This window comes from Streptomyces sp. NPDC053493 (assembly GCF_044544825.1).
Lineage (GTDB): Bacteria > Actinomycetota > Actinomycetes > Streptomycetales > Streptomycetaceae > Streptomyces.
Map to the genome: position 1 here is coordinate 59,623 of NZ_JBITXS010000018.1, position 17,054 is coordinate 76,676.

The 17,054-nt window shown below is 72.3% G+C and carries 18 protein-coding genes; 13 read left to right on the forward strand and 5 right to left on the reverse strand.

Annotated elements, in window-relative coordinates:
* The first annotated feature begins 2 nt into the window (after window positions 1-2).
* From ACIGO8_RS32170 to ACIGO8_RS32180, 3 genes are all read left to right on the forward strand, one after another.
* Entirely contained in the window at window positions 3-1,460 is a 1,458-nt protein-coding gene (locus ACIGO8_RS32170; RefSeq protein ID WP_399738023.1) for a menaquinone biosynthesis decarboxylase, read from the forward strand.
* Between the two features lie 11 nt (window positions 1,461-1,471).
* Complete coding sequence (mqnP, locus tag ACIGO8_RS32175) at window positions 1,472-2,359, forward strand: menaquinone biosynthesis prenyltransferase MqnP (RefSeq protein ID WP_399738061.1); 888 nt, start codon at window positions 1,472-1,474, stop codon at window positions 2,357-2,359.
* 81 nt (window positions 2,360-2,440) lie between these two features.
* On the forward strand, window positions 2,441-3,127 hold the full coding sequence (locus tag ACIGO8_RS32180; protein WP_399738025.1) for a UbiX family flavin prenyltransferase: 687 nt from the start codon (window positions 2,441-2,443) through the stop codon (window positions 3,125-3,127).
* On the opposite strand, the gene ACIGO8_RS32185 is transcribed toward ACIGO8_RS32180, so the two are convergent.
* On the reverse strand, window positions 3,124-3,261 hold the full coding sequence (locus ACIGO8_RS32185) for a hypothetical protein (protein WP_399738027.1): 138 nt from the start codon (window positions 3,259-3,261) through the stop codon (window positions 3,124-3,126). The two genes, ACIGO8_RS32180 and ACIGO8_RS32185, sit on opposite strands and share 4 nt — an antisense overlap.
* Window positions 3,262-3,374: 113 nt before the next feature.
* Between ACIGO8_RS32185 and ACIGO8_RS32190 the strand changes: the two genes are divergently transcribed.
* Window positions 3,375-3,830 (forward strand): Lrp/AsnC family transcriptional regulator, encoded by a 456-nt coding sequence (locus ACIGO8_RS32190; protein ID WP_031013392.1) that lies wholly within the window; start codon window positions 3,375-3,377, stop codon window positions 3,828-3,830.
* Between the two features lie 49 nt (window positions 3,831-3,879).
* The gene (gene mqnE, locus ACIGO8_RS32195) at window positions 3,880-5,043 is read left to right on the forward strand and encodes an aminofutalosine synthase MqnE (protein ID WP_399738029.1); all 1,164 of its coding nucleotides are present in this window, start codon (window positions 3,880-3,882) and stop codon (window positions 5,041-5,043) included.
* A 49-nt stretch (window positions 5,044-5,092) separates the two neighbouring features.
* Here the strand turns inward: mqnE and ACIGO8_RS32200 are convergent, their stop codons facing one another.
* A complete protein-coding gene (locus ACIGO8_RS32200; RefSeq protein WP_399738031.1) occupies window positions 5,093-5,629 on the reverse strand; it encodes a GNAT family N-acetyltransferase in 537 nt (178 codons plus the stop codon).
* Between the two features lie 107 nt (window positions 5,630-5,736).
* Here ACIGO8_RS32200 and ACIGO8_RS32205 point away from each other — a divergent pair, with 107 nt between their 5' ends.
* The 4 genes from ACIGO8_RS32205 (at window position 5,737) to ACIGO8_RS32220 (ending at window position 10,408) form a co-directional block, all read left to right on the forward strand.
* A complete protein-coding gene (locus ACIGO8_RS32205) occupies window positions 5,737-6,003 on the forward strand; it encodes a DUF4229 domain-containing protein (RefSeq protein WP_399738033.1) in 267 nt (88 codons plus the stop codon).
* 414 nt (window positions 6,004-6,417) lie between these two features.
* On the forward strand, window positions 6,418-7,749 hold the full coding sequence (locus ACIGO8_RS32210) for a dicarboxylate/amino acid:cation symporter (RefSeq protein WP_399738035.1): 1,332 nt from the start codon (window positions 6,418-6,420) through the stop codon (window positions 7,747-7,749).
* A 165-nt stretch (window positions 7,750-7,914) separates the two neighbouring features.
* Entirely contained in the window at window positions 7,915-8,496 is a 582-nt protein-coding gene (locus tag ACIGO8_RS32215) for a TetR/AcrR family transcriptional regulator (protein ID WP_399738063.1), read from the forward strand.
* A 52-nt stretch (window positions 8,497-8,548) separates the two neighbouring features.
* Window positions 8,549-10,408 carry an AMP-dependent synthetase/ligase gene (locus tag ACIGO8_RS32220; protein ID WP_399738037.1) on the forward strand — a complete coding sequence of 620 codons (1,860 nt, stop codon included), beginning with the start codon at window positions 8,549-8,551 and terminating at the stop codon, window positions 10,406-10,408.
* A gap of 36 nt (window positions 10,409-10,444) precedes the next feature.
* Here ACIGO8_RS32220 and ACIGO8_RS32225 read toward each other — a convergent pair whose 3' ends face one another.
* The gene (locus ACIGO8_RS32225; protein ID WP_399738039.1) at window positions 10,445-11,689 is read right to left on the reverse strand and encodes an ATP-binding protein; all 1,245 of its coding nucleotides are present in this window, start codon (window positions 11,687-11,689) and stop codon (window positions 10,445-10,447) included.
* Entirely contained in the window at window positions 11,686-12,345 is a 660-nt protein-coding gene (locus tag ACIGO8_RS32230; RefSeq protein ID WP_399738041.1) for a response regulator transcription factor, read from the reverse strand. The genes ACIGO8_RS32225 and ACIGO8_RS32230 overlap by 4 nt, the downstream gene beginning before the upstream one ends.
* A gap of 88 nt (window positions 12,346-12,433) precedes the next feature.
* Here ACIGO8_RS32230 and ACIGO8_RS32235 point away from each other — a divergent pair, with 88 nt between their 5' ends.
* The 4 genes from ACIGO8_RS32235 (at window position 12,434) to ACIGO8_RS32250 (ending at window position 16,195) form a co-directional block, all read left to right on the forward strand.
* Entirely contained in the window at window positions 12,434-12,949 is a 516-nt protein-coding gene (locus ACIGO8_RS32235; RefSeq protein WP_399738043.1) for a hypothetical protein, read from the forward strand.
* 83 nt (window positions 12,950-13,032) lie between these two features.
* Window positions 13,033-14,130, forward strand: coding sequence for a peptidoglycan-binding protein (locus ACIGO8_RS32240; RefSeq protein ID WP_399738065.1), 1,098 nt, complete (start codon window positions 13,033-13,035; stop codon window positions 14,128-14,130).
* Window positions 14,127-14,933 (forward strand): ABC transporter ATP-binding protein, encoded by an 807-nt coding sequence (locus ACIGO8_RS32245; RefSeq protein ID WP_399738045.1) that lies wholly within the window; start codon window positions 14,127-14,129, stop codon window positions 14,931-14,933. Before ACIGO8_RS32240 ends, ACIGO8_RS32245 begins: the two co-directional genes overlap by 4 nt.
* On the forward strand, window positions 14,933-16,195 hold the full coding sequence (locus ACIGO8_RS32250; RefSeq protein WP_399738047.1) for an ABC transporter permease: 1,263 nt from the start codon (window positions 14,933-14,935) through the stop codon (window positions 16,193-16,195). Before ACIGO8_RS32245 ends, ACIGO8_RS32250 begins: the two co-directional genes overlap by 1 nt.
* 71 nt (window positions 16,196-16,266) lie before the next feature.
* On the opposite strand, the gene ACIGO8_RS32255 is transcribed toward ACIGO8_RS32250, so the two are convergent.
* Complete coding sequence (locus ACIGO8_RS32255; protein ID WP_399738049.1) at window positions 16,267-16,932, reverse strand: pyridoxal 5'-phosphate synthase; 666 nt, start codon at window positions 16,930-16,932, stop codon at window positions 16,267-16,269.
* Window positions 16,933-17,054 lie beyond the last annotated feature (122 nt).

Sequence of the window (17,054 nt, forward strand, 5' to 3'; positions counted from 1 at the left end):
CTATGGCTTACGACGATCTCCGCTCGCTGCTCCGGGCGCTGGAGCGCGAAGGCGACCTCAAGCGCATCAAGGCCGAAGTCGACCCGTACCTGGAGGTCGGGGAGATCGTCGACCGCGTGAACAAGGCGGGAGGCCCGGCGCTGCTCTTCGAGAACGTGAAGGGCTCCGCCATGCCGCTGGCGATGAACGTCTTCGGCACCGACCGCCGGCTCCTCAAGGCCCTGGGCCTGAAGTCGTACGAGGAGATCAGCGACAAGATCGGCGGGCTGCTCAAGCCGGAACTGCCGCAGGGCTTCATCGGCGTCCGGGAGGCCTTCGGGAAGCTCGGCTCCATGGTCCACGTGCCGCCGAAGAAGGTGAAGTCCGAGAACGCGCCCGTCCAGGAGGTCGTGCTCACCGGCGACGACGTCGACCTCGACCGGCTGCCGGCGCTGTTCACCTGGCCGAAGGACGGCGGCTCCTTCTTCAACCTGGGCCTCACGCACACCAAGCACCCGGAGACGGGCGTGCGCAACCTCGGCCTCTACCGCCTCCAGCGCCACGACAAGCGCACCATCGGCATGCACTGGCAGATCCACAAGGACAGCCGCAACCACTACGCCGTGGCGGCGGAGCGGGGCGAGCGGCTGCCGGTCGCGATCGCCTTCGGCTGCCCGCCGGCCGTGACGTACGCCTCGACCGCGCCGCTGCCCGGCGACATCGACGAGTACCTCTTCGCCGGCTTCGTGCAGGGCAAGCGGATCGAGATGGTCGACTGCAAGACGGTGCCGCTGCAGGTCCCGGCGAACGCCGAGGTCGTCCTCGAGGGCTGGCTGGAGCCGGGCGAGATGCTGCCGGAGGGCCCCTTCGGCGACCACACCGGCTTCTACACGCCGCAGGAGCCCTTCCCGGCGCTGAAGATCGACTGCGTGACCATGCGCAGGCGGCCGCTGCTCCAGTCGATCGTGGTCGGCCGGCCGCCGACCGAGGACGGACCGCTGGGCCGCGCGACGGAGCGTTTCTTCCTGCCGCTCCTCAAGATCATCGTGCCGGACATCGTGGACTACCACCTGCCGGAGTCCGGCGGCTTCCACAACTGCGCGATCGTCTCGATCGACAAGAAGTACCCGAAGCACGCCCAGAAGGTCATGCACGCCATCTGGGGCGCGCACATGATGTCGCTGACCAAGCTGATCGTCGTGGTCGACAAGGACTGCGACGTCCACGACCTGCACGAGGTGTCCTGGCGGGCGCTCGGCAACACCGACTACGCCCGCGACCTCACCGTCGTCGAGGGCCCCGTCGACCACCTGGACCACGCCTCCTACCAGCAGTTCTGGGGCGGCAAGGCGGGCATCGACGCGACCAGGAAGCTGCCCGAGGAGGGCTACACGAGGGACGGCGGCTGGCCTGACATGGTCGAGTCGGACCCGGCGACGGCGGCCCTGGTGGACCGCCGCTGGAAGGAGTACGGACTGTGACCACGGCCGCGATGCCCGGCGCGCGGCCGGGACGCACCAAAGCCTTCCTGCGCCTCGTGATGATCGAGCACTCGGTCTTCGCGCTGCCCTTCGCGTACATCGCCGCGCTCACCGCGATGTACCAGCTGGACCGGCGGATCCACTGGTGGACGCTGTTGCTGGTGACCGTGTGCATGGTGGGCCTGCGGACCTTCGCCATGGCCTGCAACCGGATCATCGACCGCGAGATCGACGCCCGTAACCCGCGCACCGCGGGCCGCGAGCTGGTGACCGGCGCGGTGTCGGTGCGCTCGGCGTGGACCGGCGCCGGCGTCGCCGTGGTGGTGTTCCTGGGCGCGGCGGCGCTGCTCAACCCGCTGTGCCTGGCGCTCGCGCCGCTCGCGGTGGTGCCGATGGTGGTCTATCCGTACGGCAAGCGGTTCACCAACTTCCCGCACGCGATCCTGGGCCTCGCCCAGTCCATCGGCCCCATCGGGGCGTGGCTGGCGGTGACGGGCGAGTGGTCCTGGGACGCGGTGATCCTGGGCATCGCGGTCGGCGTCTGGATCGGCGGCTTCGACCTGATCTTCGCCTGCCAGGACGTCCAGGCGGACCGGGCCCACGGCGTGATGTCGGTCCCGGCCCGCTTCGGCGTCCCGGCGGCGCTGTGGGGCGCCCGCGGCTCCGCCGTGGTGACCACGGCCCTGCTGGTCTGGTACGCCCTCGCGACGGACGCGGGCGGCTTCTTCTGGGCCGGCCTGGTGATCGTGGCGGTCGCCTTCTGCTACGAGCACTCGATCGTGAAGCCGCACGACCTGTCCCGCCTGAACCGGGCGTTCTTCACGGTCAACGGCTTCATCGGGATCGCGCTGTTCGTGTGCGCGCTGCTCGACCTGGTGGTGCGCGGGCTCGGCGTGTAGCCCGATCGGGTGCGGGGGCGACGCGGTGCGCTCCCACGCCTGACGCGGCCGCCCTCCACCCCGCCGGATAGGCTCGTCGGCGTGGAGCCGGAGAACAAGCAGCAGCGTCGTCCGTGGGTGGTCGGGGTGTCCGGGGCGTCGGGGACGCCCTACGCCGCCGCCGTGCTGCGGGGCCTGCTCGCGGCGGGCGAGAGCGTCGACCTGGTGGTGTCGCGGGCCTCGCGGCTGACCTTGCTGGACGAGACGGGGATCGCGTTCCGGGACGCGCACTGGCGCGACGACCTGGCGGCGTGGCTGGCGCGGGGCGCCGACGGCAAGCCGGAGACGTTCGCGGTGGACGCGGCGGCGCTGGACGACGTACGCCACTGGGCGGCCGGTGACCTGGCCGCGGGCCCGTCCTCGGGGTCGTACCCGGTGAAGGGGATGCTGATCGTGCCGGCGTCGACGGCCGCCGTGGCGGGTGTGGCGCTCGGGCTCTCGAAGGACCTGCTGCAGCGGGTGGCGAGCGTGACGCTGAAGGAGCGGCGGCCGCTGGTCGTGGCCGTGCGGGAGACGCCGCTGAACGGACAGACGCTGAAGCACCTGGTGACGCTGGACGAGGCGGGCGCCGTGGTGCTGCCCGCCTCTCCGGCGTTCTACGCGGGGGCGACGCACATCCAGGACCTCGTGGACTTCGTCGCCGGGCGGGTGCTCGACGCGGCAGGTGTGCCGCACGAGCTGTACCGCCGGTGGGAGGGAGAGCTCGGTGGTGCCCTCCCGTCTGATTAGCGCTTCTTGGCGGCGCGCTTCTTCGGCGCGCGCTTCGAGGCGGTCGGCTGGTGGGCACGCGAGCGGTTGGCCAGGTCCTGCAGCTCGCGCATACGGGCGTAGGCCATCTCGATCGTGTACACGGTGAACACCACTCCTGAAAGATCGTCTTTGATCTGCTGAAAGATTCACAGGGTGTCGCCCCTGTGTACCTTAGATTCTATACCTAAACTCGCGGTATCGCTGGACAATGGAAGGCTTCATACCTATGGACGCCGTGGACAGGCAGCTCATCCAGGCCCTGCGCGAAAACGGCCGGGCCTCGTACGCCGAGCTCGGCCGGCTCGTCGGGCTCTCCGGCCCCTCCGTCACCGACCGCATCAACCGGCTCGAGGCCGCCGGAGTCATCACCGGCTACCGCGCCACCGTCGACGCCGCCTCGCTCGGCCTCGGCGTGACCGCCCTCATCGGCATCTCGCTCTCCGACGCCGCCGACCACGAGGACGTGGCCCGCCGGCTGAAGGACCTCGCGGAGATCGAGGACTGCTGGTTCATCGCCGGCGACGACTCCTTCATGCTCAAGGTCCGCGCCAACGACGTCGACGGCCTGGAGAAGACCATCCGCCGCCTCAGCGGCACCAAGGGCGTCTCCCGCACCCGTACCACGATCGTGCTCTCCACCAAGTGGGAGAACCGGGTCGGGGACCTGCCCGAGGAAGGCTGAGAGTACGGTGGGGGAGCCTGAATCGCAGATGAGAGTGGGAGGCGGCCGTATGGACGCGGGGCTCAAGCGGGAGCTGGAGCAGAAGGTCCTCGCCGGCGAGCGGCTGAGCCGTGAGGACGGTATCGCCCTGTACGCGTCGGACGACCTCGCCTGGCTCGGTGGACTGGCCCACGAGGTCCGGACCCGCAAGAACGGCGACGTGGTGCACTTCAACGTCAACCGTCATCTGAACATGACGAACGTGTGCACCGCCTCCTGCGCCTACTGCTCCTTCCAGCGCAAGCCCGGCGAGAAGGACGCGTACACCATGCGCATCGAGGAGGCCGTGCGCCTCGCGAAGGCGATGGAGAACGAGAACCTCACCGAGCTGCACATCGTCAACGGGCTCCACCCCAACCTGCCCTGGCGCTACTACCCTCGCTCGCTGTCCGAGCTGAAGAAGGCGCTGCCGAACGTCTCGCTCAAGGCCTTCACCGCCACCGAGATCCACCACTTCGAGACCATCTCGGGCCTGTCGGCCTCCGAGATCCTCGACGAGCTGATCGAGGCCGGCCTCGAGTCGCTGACCGGCGGCGGCGCCGAGATCTTCGACTGGGAGGTCCGTCAGCACATCGTGGACCACCGCACCCACTGGGAGGACTGGTCCCGGATCCACCGCCTCGCGCACGAGAAGGGTCTGAAGACCCCGTGCACGATGCTGTACGGCCACATCGAGGAGCCGCGCCACCGCGTGGACCACGTGCTGCGGCTGCGCGAGCTGCAGGACGAGACCGGCGGCTTCCAGGTCTTCATCCCGCTGCGCTACCAGCACGACTTCGTCGACATGCAGGACGGCAAGATCCGCAACAAGCTCCAGGCCCGCACCACGATGGCCACCGGAGCCGAGGCGCTGAAGACCTTCGCCGTCTCGCGGCTGCTCTTCGACAACGTCCCGCACGTCAAGGTCTTCTGGGTGATGCACGGCGTGCAGACCGCGCAGCTGGCGCTCCAGCACGGCGCGGACGACATGGACGGCTCGGTCGTCGAGTACAAGATCACGCACGACGCCGACAACTACGGCACCCCGAACAAGCTGACCCGGGACGACCTCCTGGAGCTCATCCGGGACGCCGGCTTCCGGCCGGTGGAGCGCAACACGCGCTACGAGGTCATCCGCGAGTACCCGGGGCCGGACGCCGACCGCCGCGAGTCGCCGCAGCCGATGCGCGTCTGACGACGCCTGACGATGTCTGGCGACGCCTGACGGCCGGTCCTTCGGAGGGTCAGTCGTTCAGCGGAAGCAGCATGATGATGTCGTCGCGGTCGTCGCCCGGGGCCACCCGGATGGCGGCCGGGACGCGTCCGACCTCCTTGTAGCCGGCCCGCGCGTAGAAGGAGTCGACGCCGGTGCCGCCGCGGCAGGTCAGCCGTATCGCCTCGACGTGCTCGAAGCCCTCGCCCGTCCGGGCCGCCTCCTCGGCCGCCGCCATCAGATCCAGTCCGTACCCCTTGCCCTGGTGGGCGGGGTGCACCATCACCGTGTACAGCCACACCCAGTGCGTCATCAGGGGGTGGCTGTTGTGCGTGAAGAAGGCGGTGGCGGCGATCGCGCCGTCCGCGTCCCGGCCGACGAGCAGCCGCGTGCCGCCCTCGGCGATCCCGACCAGATGCCTGAGCAGCGCCGGCCGGATCTCCTCCGGCGTCACGGGAGGAACGAAGCCGACCGCGCCGCCCGCGTTGGACACGTCCGCCCAGAGGGCGAGGACGCCGTCGCGCAGCTCGCGGTCGATGGCCGGATCCAACTGGAAGGTAAGGGTCATGGGTGAACAGTAACTATTACAAGTGGGGTGCTCAAGGCCCCGCCACCCGTGCGTCGGGCGGGGCGTGCTTCACTGGGGTGACGCTCGTCCGGTATGGGAGGAATCCAATGCTCCGCTACACCCTGATGCGCCTCGGCATCTTCGCCGGCAGCTTCCTCGCGCTGTGGGGCCTGGTCTACGTCGGGGTGCTGCCGCGCGGCCTCGGCGACTCCAACCTGCTGTGGGTCCTCCTGCTCTCCGTCGTCGTGTCCGCCCCGCTCAGCTTCGTGCTGCTGCGCCGCGAGCGGGACGCGATGAGCGTCGAGATCGTCCGGAAGGTCGACCGGGCGAAGGGCCGCCTGGAGGCGAACCGCTCCGCCGAGGACGCGGCCTGAGAGCCGTCCGGGTCGCCCCAGGCGGTCTGAGCGGCCGTGGGGCTCGCATAAAGAACGCGTAAGTTACGTCACAAGCCGGACACCCCGGGCAGGAGCTTCGAAGGCTCTCGCCTGGGGTTTTCTGCGTTTCGAAGGGATAGGCCCGGTTTTTCCGTCCCTCTACCTCAAAGAAGGGCTTTGAGGTTCTCAAAGTTCAAGTGTTAACGTGTTCGCCATGAAGACCGCAGTGCGCCTCCGACCTGCCGCGAGCACCCCGCTCGTGGCGCGCCTGCACGTCGATCTCTGCCGCTGTATGTCCGCGGTCTGTTGCCGCGCGCTCTGACCCGGCATCATGCAGCGGCCCGCGCGTTTCGCGCGTGTGAGTGCCGCACCCCCGTCCTCGTATTCCCCGATACGCACCAGTGGAGTGTGCCCGTGTCCGCGTCCGCGTCCACGCCCGCGAAGTCCCGCATACCCAAGGTCCCGTTCTGGGCCCAGATCGTCGCCGGTCTCGTCATCGGCGTGCTGCTCGGCTGGCTCGCCCGCAGCCAGGACGTCAGCTGGCTCAAGGAGACCCTGACCCAGGTCGGCGGCATCTTCGTCCAGCTGCTCAAGCTGGCCGTCGCCCCGCTCGTCTTCTTCGCCATCCTCGTCTCGATCACCAACCTCCGTAAGGTCAACAACGCGGCCCGGCTGGCCGCGCAGACCCTCGTCTGGTTCATGATCACCTCGCTGATCGCGGTGGCCATCGGCCTCGCCATCGGCCTGATCACCAACCCGGGCGCCGGCACCGGCCTCACGCCCAAGGACGGCAAGCTCCCCGAGCACAAGGGCAGCTGGATCGACTTCCTGACCGGCATCGTCCCGACGGACGTCATCACGCCCTTCACCGAGCTGAACGTCCTCCAGATCGTCTTCATGGCCGCCGTCGCCGGCATCGCCGCCCTCAAGCTCGGCGAGAAGGCCCAGCCCATCCTGACCCTCTCCGAGTCGGTCCTCGAGCTGCTGCAGAAGGCCCTGTGGTGGGTCATCCGGCTCGCCCCGATCGGCACCGCCGGCCTCATCGGCCGCGCCATCGTGAACTACGGCTGGGACCTGATCGGCAAGTACGCCACCTTCACCGCCGACGTCTACATCGGCTGCGCGCTCGTCCTGTTCGGCGTCTACCCGCTGCTGCTGGCCACCGTCGCCAAGCTCAACCCGCTCCAGTTCTTCAAGGGCGCCTGGCCCGCGATCCAGCTGGCCTTCGTCTCCCGCTCCTCGGTCGGCACCATGCCGGTCACCCAGCGGGTCACCGAGCGCCTCGGCGTCCCGAAGGAGTACGCCTCCTTCTCCGTGCCGTTCGGCGCCACCACGAAGATGGACGGCTGCGCCGCGATCTACCCGGCGCTCGCCGCGATCTTCATCGCGCAGATCTTCGACGTGCAGCTCGGCGTCAAGGAGTACCTGCTCATCGCCTTCGTCTCGGTCATCGGCTCGGCGGCCACCGCAGGCCTCACCGGCGCGACGGTCATGCTGACCCTGACGCTGTCCACCCTGGGCCTGCCCCTGGAGGGCGTCGGCCTGCTCATGGCGATCGACCCGATCCTCGACATGATGCGCACCGCCACCAACGTGGCCGGCCAGGCGCTGGTCCCGGTCATCGTCTCGGCCCGCGAGAAGATCCTGGACGTCGCCGCCTACGAGTCCGCCTCGTCCTCGCCGGTCGACGACCTGGTGGACGCCCGCGACGCCGAGCGGAAGGTCTCCGTCCCGGCCGCGGCCTGAACCGCCGCCCCGTAGGCCGTCATCGGCCCGCACCGGCCCGTACCGGCCGCACCGGCCCGCATCGCGCCCCGGACCTGGAAGAGGTCCGGGGCGCGGTGCGTCCGGCCCGTCTAGGGTGAGCGCGTGGGGACCAAACGGCTGCCGCGCGAGGTGCGGGAGCGGCAGATGATGGACGCGGCGGTGCTGACCTTCGGGCGGCGGGGATACCAGGCGGCGTCGATGGACGACATCGCCGAGCTGGCGGGTGTGTCGAAGCCGCTGGTGTACCTGTATCTGCGCTCCAAGGAGGAGCTGTTCACCGCCTGCATCCGGCGGGAGGCCGAGGCGCTGCTCGCCGTCGTCGCGTCCGCCGTGGAGGGCGGCGGGGCGGCACAGGACCGCTTGCGGGCGGGGCTGCTGGCGTTCTTCTCGTACACGGCGGAGCATCCGGACGCGTGGGCGGTGCTGGGCCGGCAGGCGCGGGCGCAGGGCGAGCCGTTCGCGACGCAGGCGGAGCGGATGCGGGCGGAGGTCGCCGCCTACGTGGCGCGGCTGGTCCGGGCGGCGGCGCAGGGCCCGTGCGACGCCGAGGGGCTGGCGCAGGCGCTGGTCGGGGCGGCCGAGTCGCTGGCCAACTGGGCGAACGGCGAGGGCGCCGTGGCGCCGCGGCAGGCGGCGGAGACGCTGATGACCCTGGTGTGGACGGGACTGGGCGCGCTGACCGCCGGGATGGACGCGGATCTGTCCAAATCCCCTGCGGCACCCTAGATTTACTCGGAAGTAAGGTTACTGTCCGGTTCTCCCGCCCGAGGAGCCGCACGTGCCCGTCCCCGAGTCCCGGCCCGAGCTGACCCGTGTCGACGGGACCGTCCGCGAGGTCTCCGTGCCCGCGCTCGTGCCGCCCGCGCGCCGCGGCTCCCTCGCCGACCTGCCGTACGACACCGCCCGCGAGGAACCGGCGGCCGTGCTCTTCTCCCGCAAGCGGCCCGACGGCACCTGGGCCGACGTCACCGCCTCCGCCTTCGCCGCCGAGGTGCACGCGGTCGCCAAAGGGCTCGTCGCCCAAGGGCTGCGGCCCGGCGACCGGCTCGCGCTCATGGCCCGCACCCGCTACGAATGGTCGCTGCTCGACTTCGCCGCCTGGGCCGCCGGGCTGATCACCGTCCCGCTCTACCCGACCTCCTCCGCCTACCAGACCCGCTGGATCCTCCAGGACTCCGGCGCCGCCGCCTGCGTCGTCGAGGACACCGCCCAGGCCCGGCTCGTCTCCGCCGAACGGCGCCAACTGCCCTCCCTCGGACAGCTGTGGGTCCTCGACACCGGCGCCGTCGACCAGCTGCGCCAGGCGGGCGCCCGCGTCGGCGACGAGGCCGTCACCTCCCGGCGCGGGCTGCTCACCCCGCAGACCCTCGCCACCCTCATCTACACCTCCGGCACCACCGGCCGCCCCAAGGGCTGCGCCCTGACCCACGGCAACTTCTTCGCCGAGGTCGACAACGCCGTCGAACTCCTCCACCCGGTGTTCCGCTCGGTGAGCAAAGAACCCGCCGCCACCCTCCTCTTCCTGCCGCTCTCGCACGTCTTCGGCCGCATGGTCGCCATCGGCTGCGTCCGCGCCCGCGTCCGGGTCGGCCACGCGCCGTCCGTCGAGAGCGACGAACTCCTCGCCGACCTGGCCACCTTCCGGCCCACCTTCCTCCTCGCCCTCCCGTACGTCCTGGAGAAGGTCTTCCACACCGCCCGCGCCACCGCCGAACGCTCCGGCCGCGCCGCCTCCTTCGACCGCGCCGCCCGCGTCGCCGAACGCTACGGACAGCGCTCCACCGCCGACGCCCGGCCCTCGCTCGGGCTGCGCGCCGCCCACGCGCTCTACGAACCGCTCGTCTACCGGCGGATCCGGGCCGCGCTCGGCGGCCGGGTCCGGCACGTCATCAGCGGCGGCTCACCGCTCGGCGCCCGGCTCGCCGAGTTCTTCGCCGGCGCGGGCATCGAGGTCTACGAGGGCTACGGCCTGACCGAGACCACCGCCGCCGCGACCGTCACCCCGCTCCTCGCGCCCCGCCCCGGCACCGTGGGCCGCCCGCTGCCCGGCACCGCCGTCCGGATCGCCGACGACGGCGAGATCTGGCTCAAGGGCGGCCACGTCTTCGCCGGCTACTGGGACGCCCAGCGCGGTGTCGCCCTGCCGTACACCGACGACGGCTGGTTCCCCACCGGCGACCTCGGCACCCTCGACGACGAGGGCCATCTGCGGATCACCGGCCGCAAGAAGGACCTGATCGTCACCTCCGCCGGCAAGAACGTCGCCCCGGCGCCGCTGGAGGACTGGCTGCGCGCCCACCCGCTGGTCGCCCAGTGCATGGTCCTCGGCGACGGCCGCCCGTACGTCACCGCGCTCGTCACCCTCGACCACGAAGGGCTGCTGCACTGGCGGCGGATGCGGCACAAGGACCACCTCGCGCTGTGGGAACTCGCCCGCGACGAGGAACTGCTCGCCGTCGTCCAGCGAGCCGTCGACGACGCCAACCGGCTGGTGTCGCGGGCCGAGTCGATCCGCGCCTTCCGGATCCTGACCACCGAGTGGACCGAGACGAGCGGCCACCTCACGCCCTCCCTGAAGCTCAAACGGCGGGCGGTGCTGCGGGACTTCGCCCGCGAGATCGACTCGATGTACGGCTGACCGGGGGTGTGTCAGGCGGGATCTCGGGACACCGGCCTAGAACCGGATCCGGACCGTCAGGCCGCCGCCGTGCGCGTTCGCCGTGGCCGTCGCCGTCGCGCCGTGCGCGCGGGCGATCGCGTCGACGATCGACAGGCCGAGGCCCGCGCCCTCACCGGGCGCGTGGGTGCGCTCGCCGAGCCGGCGAAACGGCTCGAAGAGCAGCGGGACCGTCTCCGCCGGCACCTCGGGCCCCGTGTTGGACACCTCGACCACCGGGGCCGCCCCGGTTTCTTCCGCAGCGGTACGAATCTCCACCCGGCCGCCCGGGACGTTGTGCCGCACGCCGTTGGCGACCAGGTTGTGCAGCAGCCGCTCGAGCAGCACCGGATCGCCGTCGACCGCCGCCGGCCGGGCCCGGACCACGACCGTCACCCCGCGCTCCGCCGCCTCCGCCCCCAGCGCCTGGGCCGTCCGGCCGGCCAGCTCGTCCAGCGCCACCCGCCGCCGCTCCCGGACGCCCTGGTCGGAGGCGGCGAGCAGCAGCAGCCCCTCGATGATCCGCTCGCTGGTGTCGGCGACCTCGATCAGCTTCGTCCGGATCCGCGCCACCCGCTCGGGCGACGGGTCGCCGGCGAGCCCGATCTCCGCCGCCGCGCGCTGCACGGCCACCGGCGTCCGCAGCTCGTGCGCCGCGTTCGCGGCGAACCGCTGCTGGGCGGCGACCAGTTGCTCCATCCGCCCGAGCATGCCGTCGAAGGTGTCCGCGAGCCGCTTGAGTTCGCCGGGAGGAGCGTCGAGGGCGATCCGCTCGTGCAGGTTCTCGCCGGACAGCCGGCGCGCGGTGTCGGTGATCACGGCCACCGGGCGCAGCACCCGGCCCGCCATCCACCAGGCGAGCGCAACCGAGACGACCGCGTAGACGCCGAGCACGGTGAGCGAGACCGTCAGCAGCCGTTCCAGGGCGGCGGACTCGGCCGCGTCGCTGACCGTCCGGGTGATCGCGAGCGCCGTGCCGGGCCTGGTCCCGGGCGGGACCGGGGCGGGGCTCGCGGGCACCGCGCTCGGGTAGCCGGTGGGGCCGGTGGGGAACGCGGTCGGCAGGTCCTCCAGCCGCCGCGCCGGTACGGCGGTGGTGACGGCCGTGCTGATCGACGAGTACAGGCCCTCCTGCACCAGGACGTAGACGACGCCGGTCAGCAGCGCGCCCGCGAGGAGCAGCAGCGCGCCGTAGAGGGCGGTGAGGCGGGTTCGTTCCTCTCCGAGCGGAATTCTCGGACGGCGGCGCGGGGCGCGGCTCATGACCCGATCCGGTAGCCCGCGCCCGGCACCGTCTCCACCACCGGCGGCTCGCCCAGCTTGGCCCGCAGCTTGCTCAAGGTCACCCGCACCGCGTTCGTGCGGTAGCTGGTGTGCTCCTCCCAGACCTGCTCGATCAGGTCCTCGCCGCTCACCACCGCGCCCTCGGCGCGCAGCAGCGCCTCCAGGACGCCGAACTCCTTGCGCGACAGGTGCAGATGCCGGCCGTCCCTGCTGGCCTGCCGGCGGGCGGTGTCCAGGACGATCCCGCGCCGCTCCAGGACGGGCGGCAGCGCCGGCCTGGCCCGCCGGCCCAGGGCGAGGACCCGGGCGAGCAGCTCGTCGTACGCGAAGGGCTTGGCCAGATAGTCGTCGGCGCCGAGGCCGAGGCCCTCGACCCGGTCCCGTACCGTCCCGGCCGCGGTCAGCATCAGCACCCGGGTCATCAGCCGCTGCCCGACCACCCGGCGGCACACGTCGTCGCCGTGCATCCCGGGCAGGTCCCGGTCCAGGACCAGGACGTCGTACTCCCCGAGCTGGAGCTTCCGCAGCGCCTCCAGGCCGTCGGCGGCCACGTCCACGGCGAGCGCGGCGCGGCGCAGGCCCTCGGCGATCATCTCGGCGAGGAACGCCTCGTCCTCCACCACCAGTACGCGCATGGCCCCTGTGTATCCGAAAGGGACCTTTCGCCGGTGTAAACGAAACCGCTGAGAGAAGCGAAACATCCCTTCGCGGCACCCTCCCGCCATGACCATTCCGACCGTTCGACGGATCTCCCGCGGGGCCGCCGCCATGTCCCTGGCCGCCGCCCTCGCCCTCTTCGCCACCGCCTGCTCGGGTTCCTCTCCGAGCGGAAAGAACGACGGGAACGTGAGCGAGGAGGGCAAGAAGGCCGACCAGGCCTTCGAGCACCGTAAGTGCCTGCGCGAACACGGACTCGACGTGCCCGAGCCCAAGCCGGGCGAGAACGGCGTCGGCCTGACGATCGGCGGCGACGGCGTCTCGAAGGAGAAGATGGAGGAGGCGTTCAAGGCCTGCCGCAGCAAGGCGGGCGACGGCGCCGGCGCCGGCTTCGGCAAGGAGCCGACGCAGGCCGACAAGGACAAGGCGCTCGCGTACGCCCGCTGCATGCGCGAGAACGGCTACGACATGCCCGACCCGAAGTTCGACGGCGGCGCGCAGCAGGCGTTGCCGATGCCGCAGGGCGCGGAGAAGCAGAAGTTCGAGAAGGCCGCCAAGGCGTGCGAGGGCGTGGTCCGGTGAGCGGCCACGACCACGACGAGCAGTCGGCGGGCGAGCGGGCGGCGGGCGGGCGGCCGACGGGCCGGCGCCGGCTGGTGCTCGCCCTGGTGGCGGTCGTCGCCGTCGCGGGCGCCGGGGCCGCCGCCACCGCCCTGTCCACGCGCCAGGAGCCGCCGAGGCCCGAGACCGCCGGTGGGCGGAGCCTGCCGCCCGCCACCGCTCCCGTCACCCGCGGCGACCTCAGCGACAGCTCCCGGCGCGACGGCACGCTCGGCCACCTCGGCGAGCGGAAGATCAACGCGGCCGGCGCCGGCGGCACCCTCACCTGGCTGGCCCCGACCGGCTCCGTCGTCGAGCGCGACGGACGTCTCTACGAGGTCGACGGCGAACCGGTCCGGCTGATGTACGGCGAGGAGCCCATGTACCGGACGCTGCGGACGGGCGACAAGGGCAGGGACGTACGGCAGTTGGAGGAGAACCTGGCGGCGCTCGGCTTCACCGGCTTCGACGTCGACGAGGAGTTCACGGCGAAGACGGCCGCCGCCGTCAAGCGCTGGCAGAAGTCCCACGACCTGAAGCAGACCGGCACCGTCGGCCCCGACCGGATCGCCTTCGCGGGCAGCGCGATACGCGTCAAGGCGGCCGGTGCCGGGACGGGCTCCGGGGGCTCCGGGTCCGGGTCCGGGTCCGGCGAGGGCGCGCTCGCGCCCGGCGACCGGATCGCGCCGGGCAGCCCGGTGCTCACCGTCACCGGCTCCGAACGCGTCGTACGCCTGTCCGTCCCCGTCTCCGAGGCCGGCTCGGTGCAGGCCGGCACCCGGGTCAGGGTCCGGCTCCCGGACGGCACCGAGCTGCCGGGCAAGGTGTCGGCCGTCGGCAGGACCGCGTCGGCGGGCGACGACCCGCAGGACCGGACCCCGAAGATCGACATCACCGTCTCCTTCGACGCGCCGGACAAGGTCAAGGGCGTCGACCAGTCGCCCGTCACCGTCGAGATCGCCGGCCGGACCCGCCACGACGTCCTGTCCGTCCCCGTCAACGCGCTGCTCGCACTGCCCGACGGCGGCTTCGGCGTCCAGGTCGTCGAGCACGGCCGGGCCCGTGACGTGCGGGTCGAGCTCGGCATGTTCGGCCAGGGCCGGGTCGAGGTCGCCGGCGACGGGCTGCGCGAGGGCTTGAAGGTCGGGGTGCCGTCCGTATGAGCGCCACCACGAACCGTCCGGACGACCGGCACCGCACCGACGACCGGCACCGCACCGACGACGGGCTCCGCCCCGACGACGGGCGCAGGCCCGGTGACGGGCCCGGCCCGCACGGCCGGGCCGTCGTCGAACTCCGCGGTGTGGTCAAGGAGTACGCGGGCGGGGTCCGCGCCCTCGACGGCGTCGACCTCACCGTCGGCGCGGGCGAACTCGTCGGCATCGTCGGCCCGTCCGGGTCCGGCAAGTCCACCCTCCTCCATGTCGTCGGCACCCTGGACCGGCCCACCTCCGGCACCGTACGGATCGCCGGCCACGACATCGCCGCGCTCACCGACCGGCGGCTGTCCGCGCTGCGCGCCCGCCACATCGGCTTCGTCTTCCAGGCCTTCCACCTGGTGCCGGGCGTCGGCGCGCTGGAGAACGTCGCGGAGGGCCTGCTCTACTCCGGCCTGCCGCGCGCCCGCCGCCGCCGGATGGCCGCCGAGGCGCTGGCCCGGGTCGGGCTCGCCGACCGGATGGGCCACCGGCCGCACGAACTGTCCGGCGGGCAGAAGCAGCGCGTCGCGATCGCCCGCGCGGTGGTCGGCGAGCCCGCCCTGCTGCTCGCCGACGAACCGACGGGCGCGCTGGACTCGGCGTCCGGCGAGGCGGTGATGGAGCTGGTGCACACCCTGAACGCGGAGGGAGCCACCATCGCGGTCATCACGCACGACACCGAGATCGCGGCCCGGCTGCCGCGGCAGGTCCGGATCAGGGACGGGCGGGTCGTGGCGGACACGGCGCGCGGAAAGGTGGTGGCCTGATGCCCCGCCCCCGCCCCCGCCCCGATTCCGGCTCCCACTCCCACTCCCGCTCCCGGTCCCGTTCCCGCGACCGGGCGCTCAGGGCCGCCCGGCTCGGGCCGCGCGACGTCCTCCACGTCGGCTCGGCCGGCCTGCGCAGCCGCCCGGTCCGCGTGGTCCTCTCCGCCCTCGGGATCGCCATCGGCATCGCGACGATGATCGCGGTGGTCGGCATCTCGGCCTCCAGCCAGGCCCAGTTGCTGCGGCAGCTCGACGCGCTCGGCACGAACATGCTGGTCGCGAAGCCGGGCGAGGGCATGTTCAGCGGGCAGGAGGTGAAACTGCCCGAGGACGCCGTCGGCACGGCCGGCCGGATCGAGGGCGTCGAGAAGGCCGGCGGGACCGGTGACCTGGACCGTTCGGTGCGCCGCTCCGAGAAGGTCCCGGTGGGCGAGACCGGCGGGATCGCGGTCAAGGCGGCCACGGAGGGCCTGCTCGACGTGCTGCGCGGCCGGCCGGCCGCCGGGACCTGGCTGAACGCCGCCAACAGCCGCTATCCGGCGGTGGTCCTCGGGCATGTCGCGGCCGAGCGGCTCGGTGTGGACCGGCCCGGCCGGCAGGTGTGGATCGACGACCGCTACTTCACCGTCGTCGGCATCCTCGACCCGCTGCCGCTCGCCCCGGAGATCGAGCGCTCCGCGCTGGTCGGCTGGGAGGCGGCCCGGCGGCTGCTCGGCTTCGACGGGCATCCGACGGCGGTGTACGAGCGCTCCACGGACGCGTCCGTCCGCGACGTCCAGCGGCTCCTCGCCCCGACGATCGACCCGCGCAACCCGCAGAACGTGTCCGTCAGCGACCCGTCCTCGGCGCTCAAGGCGAAGGCCGCGACGGAAGGAGCGTTCTCCACGCTGCTGCTCGGCCTCGGCGGGATCGCGCTCCTGGTGGGTGGTGTGGGCGTGGCCAACACCATGATCATCTCGGTTCTGGAGCGCCGCCACGAGATCGGCCTGCGCCGCTCGCTGGGCGCCACCAGGGGCCAGATCCGCGTCCAGTTCGTCACCGAGTCCCTGATGCTCTCCGGGCTCGGCGGCCTGGCCGGCGTGGCCCTCGGCGCGGCGGCCGTGGCCGTCTACGCCACCACGGGCGGACTGCCCTGGGTGGTCCCGCCCTGGTCGGCGGCGGGCGGCTTCGCCGCGACCCTGGCGATCGGCACCGTGGCGGGCCTGTACCCGGCGGTACGGGCGTCCCGCCTGTCCCCGACGCTGGCCTTGGCGACGGCCTGACGCGACGGGCCCGGGCGGCCGGGCCGGGGGTCAGGCCGCCGGCCGGCCCCCGGCCCGTACGCCCGTCGTCGTCACGGCCAGAGCAGTTCGCGGTGCCAGCCGCCGTCCGCCGTCCGGCGGTAGCGCAGGCGGATGTGGCGGCGTTCCTCGTGGCCCTGGAAGAACTCGACCTCCTGCGGGGCGACCACGTAGAGCGTCCAGCTCGGCGCGGGCGCGTCCGGTTCGCGCAGGGCGCGTTCCCAGGCGGCGGCGCTCGCGCGGTCCAGTTCGTCGAGCGAGGAGAGGAGTTCGCTCTGCCGGCTGACCAGGGCGGAGGCCAGGGCGCCGGTGGTGCGGGCGTGCAGGTCCTCGTACGCCTCCTCGGGCGTACCGGTGACCACCCGGCCCCGCACCCGCACCTGGCGGCCCTGCGCGGCCCAGTAGAAGTGGAGCGCCGCCTCGGGGCGGGCGGCGAGCTGGCGGCCCTTCGCGCTGCCGGAGTGCGAGGCGAAGTGCCAGCCGCGGGCGTCCGCGTCGTGCAGGATCACGGTCCGCACGTCCGGGTGGCCGTCCGCGTCCGCGGTCGCGACCTGCATCGTGCTCGGCTCGACCACCCCGGCCTCCACGGCCTGCGCGAACCACCGGTGGAAGAGCCCCACCGGTTCCTCCGGCACGTCCGCCGGGTCGAAGGCGGGCAGCTCGGTGTCCCAGACCCGCACGGACCGCAGGGCCTCCTGAAAACGCCGTTCGTCGTCCATGGCGTCCATCATGAGGCCCTGCGGCAAGGTGGTGCGGGAGATACGGGACCGGCCCGCCGGGTCAGCCGGTGTAGTAGCCGGTGACGTCGGCGATCAGGTCGACCGAGCCGTTCTTGTTGTAG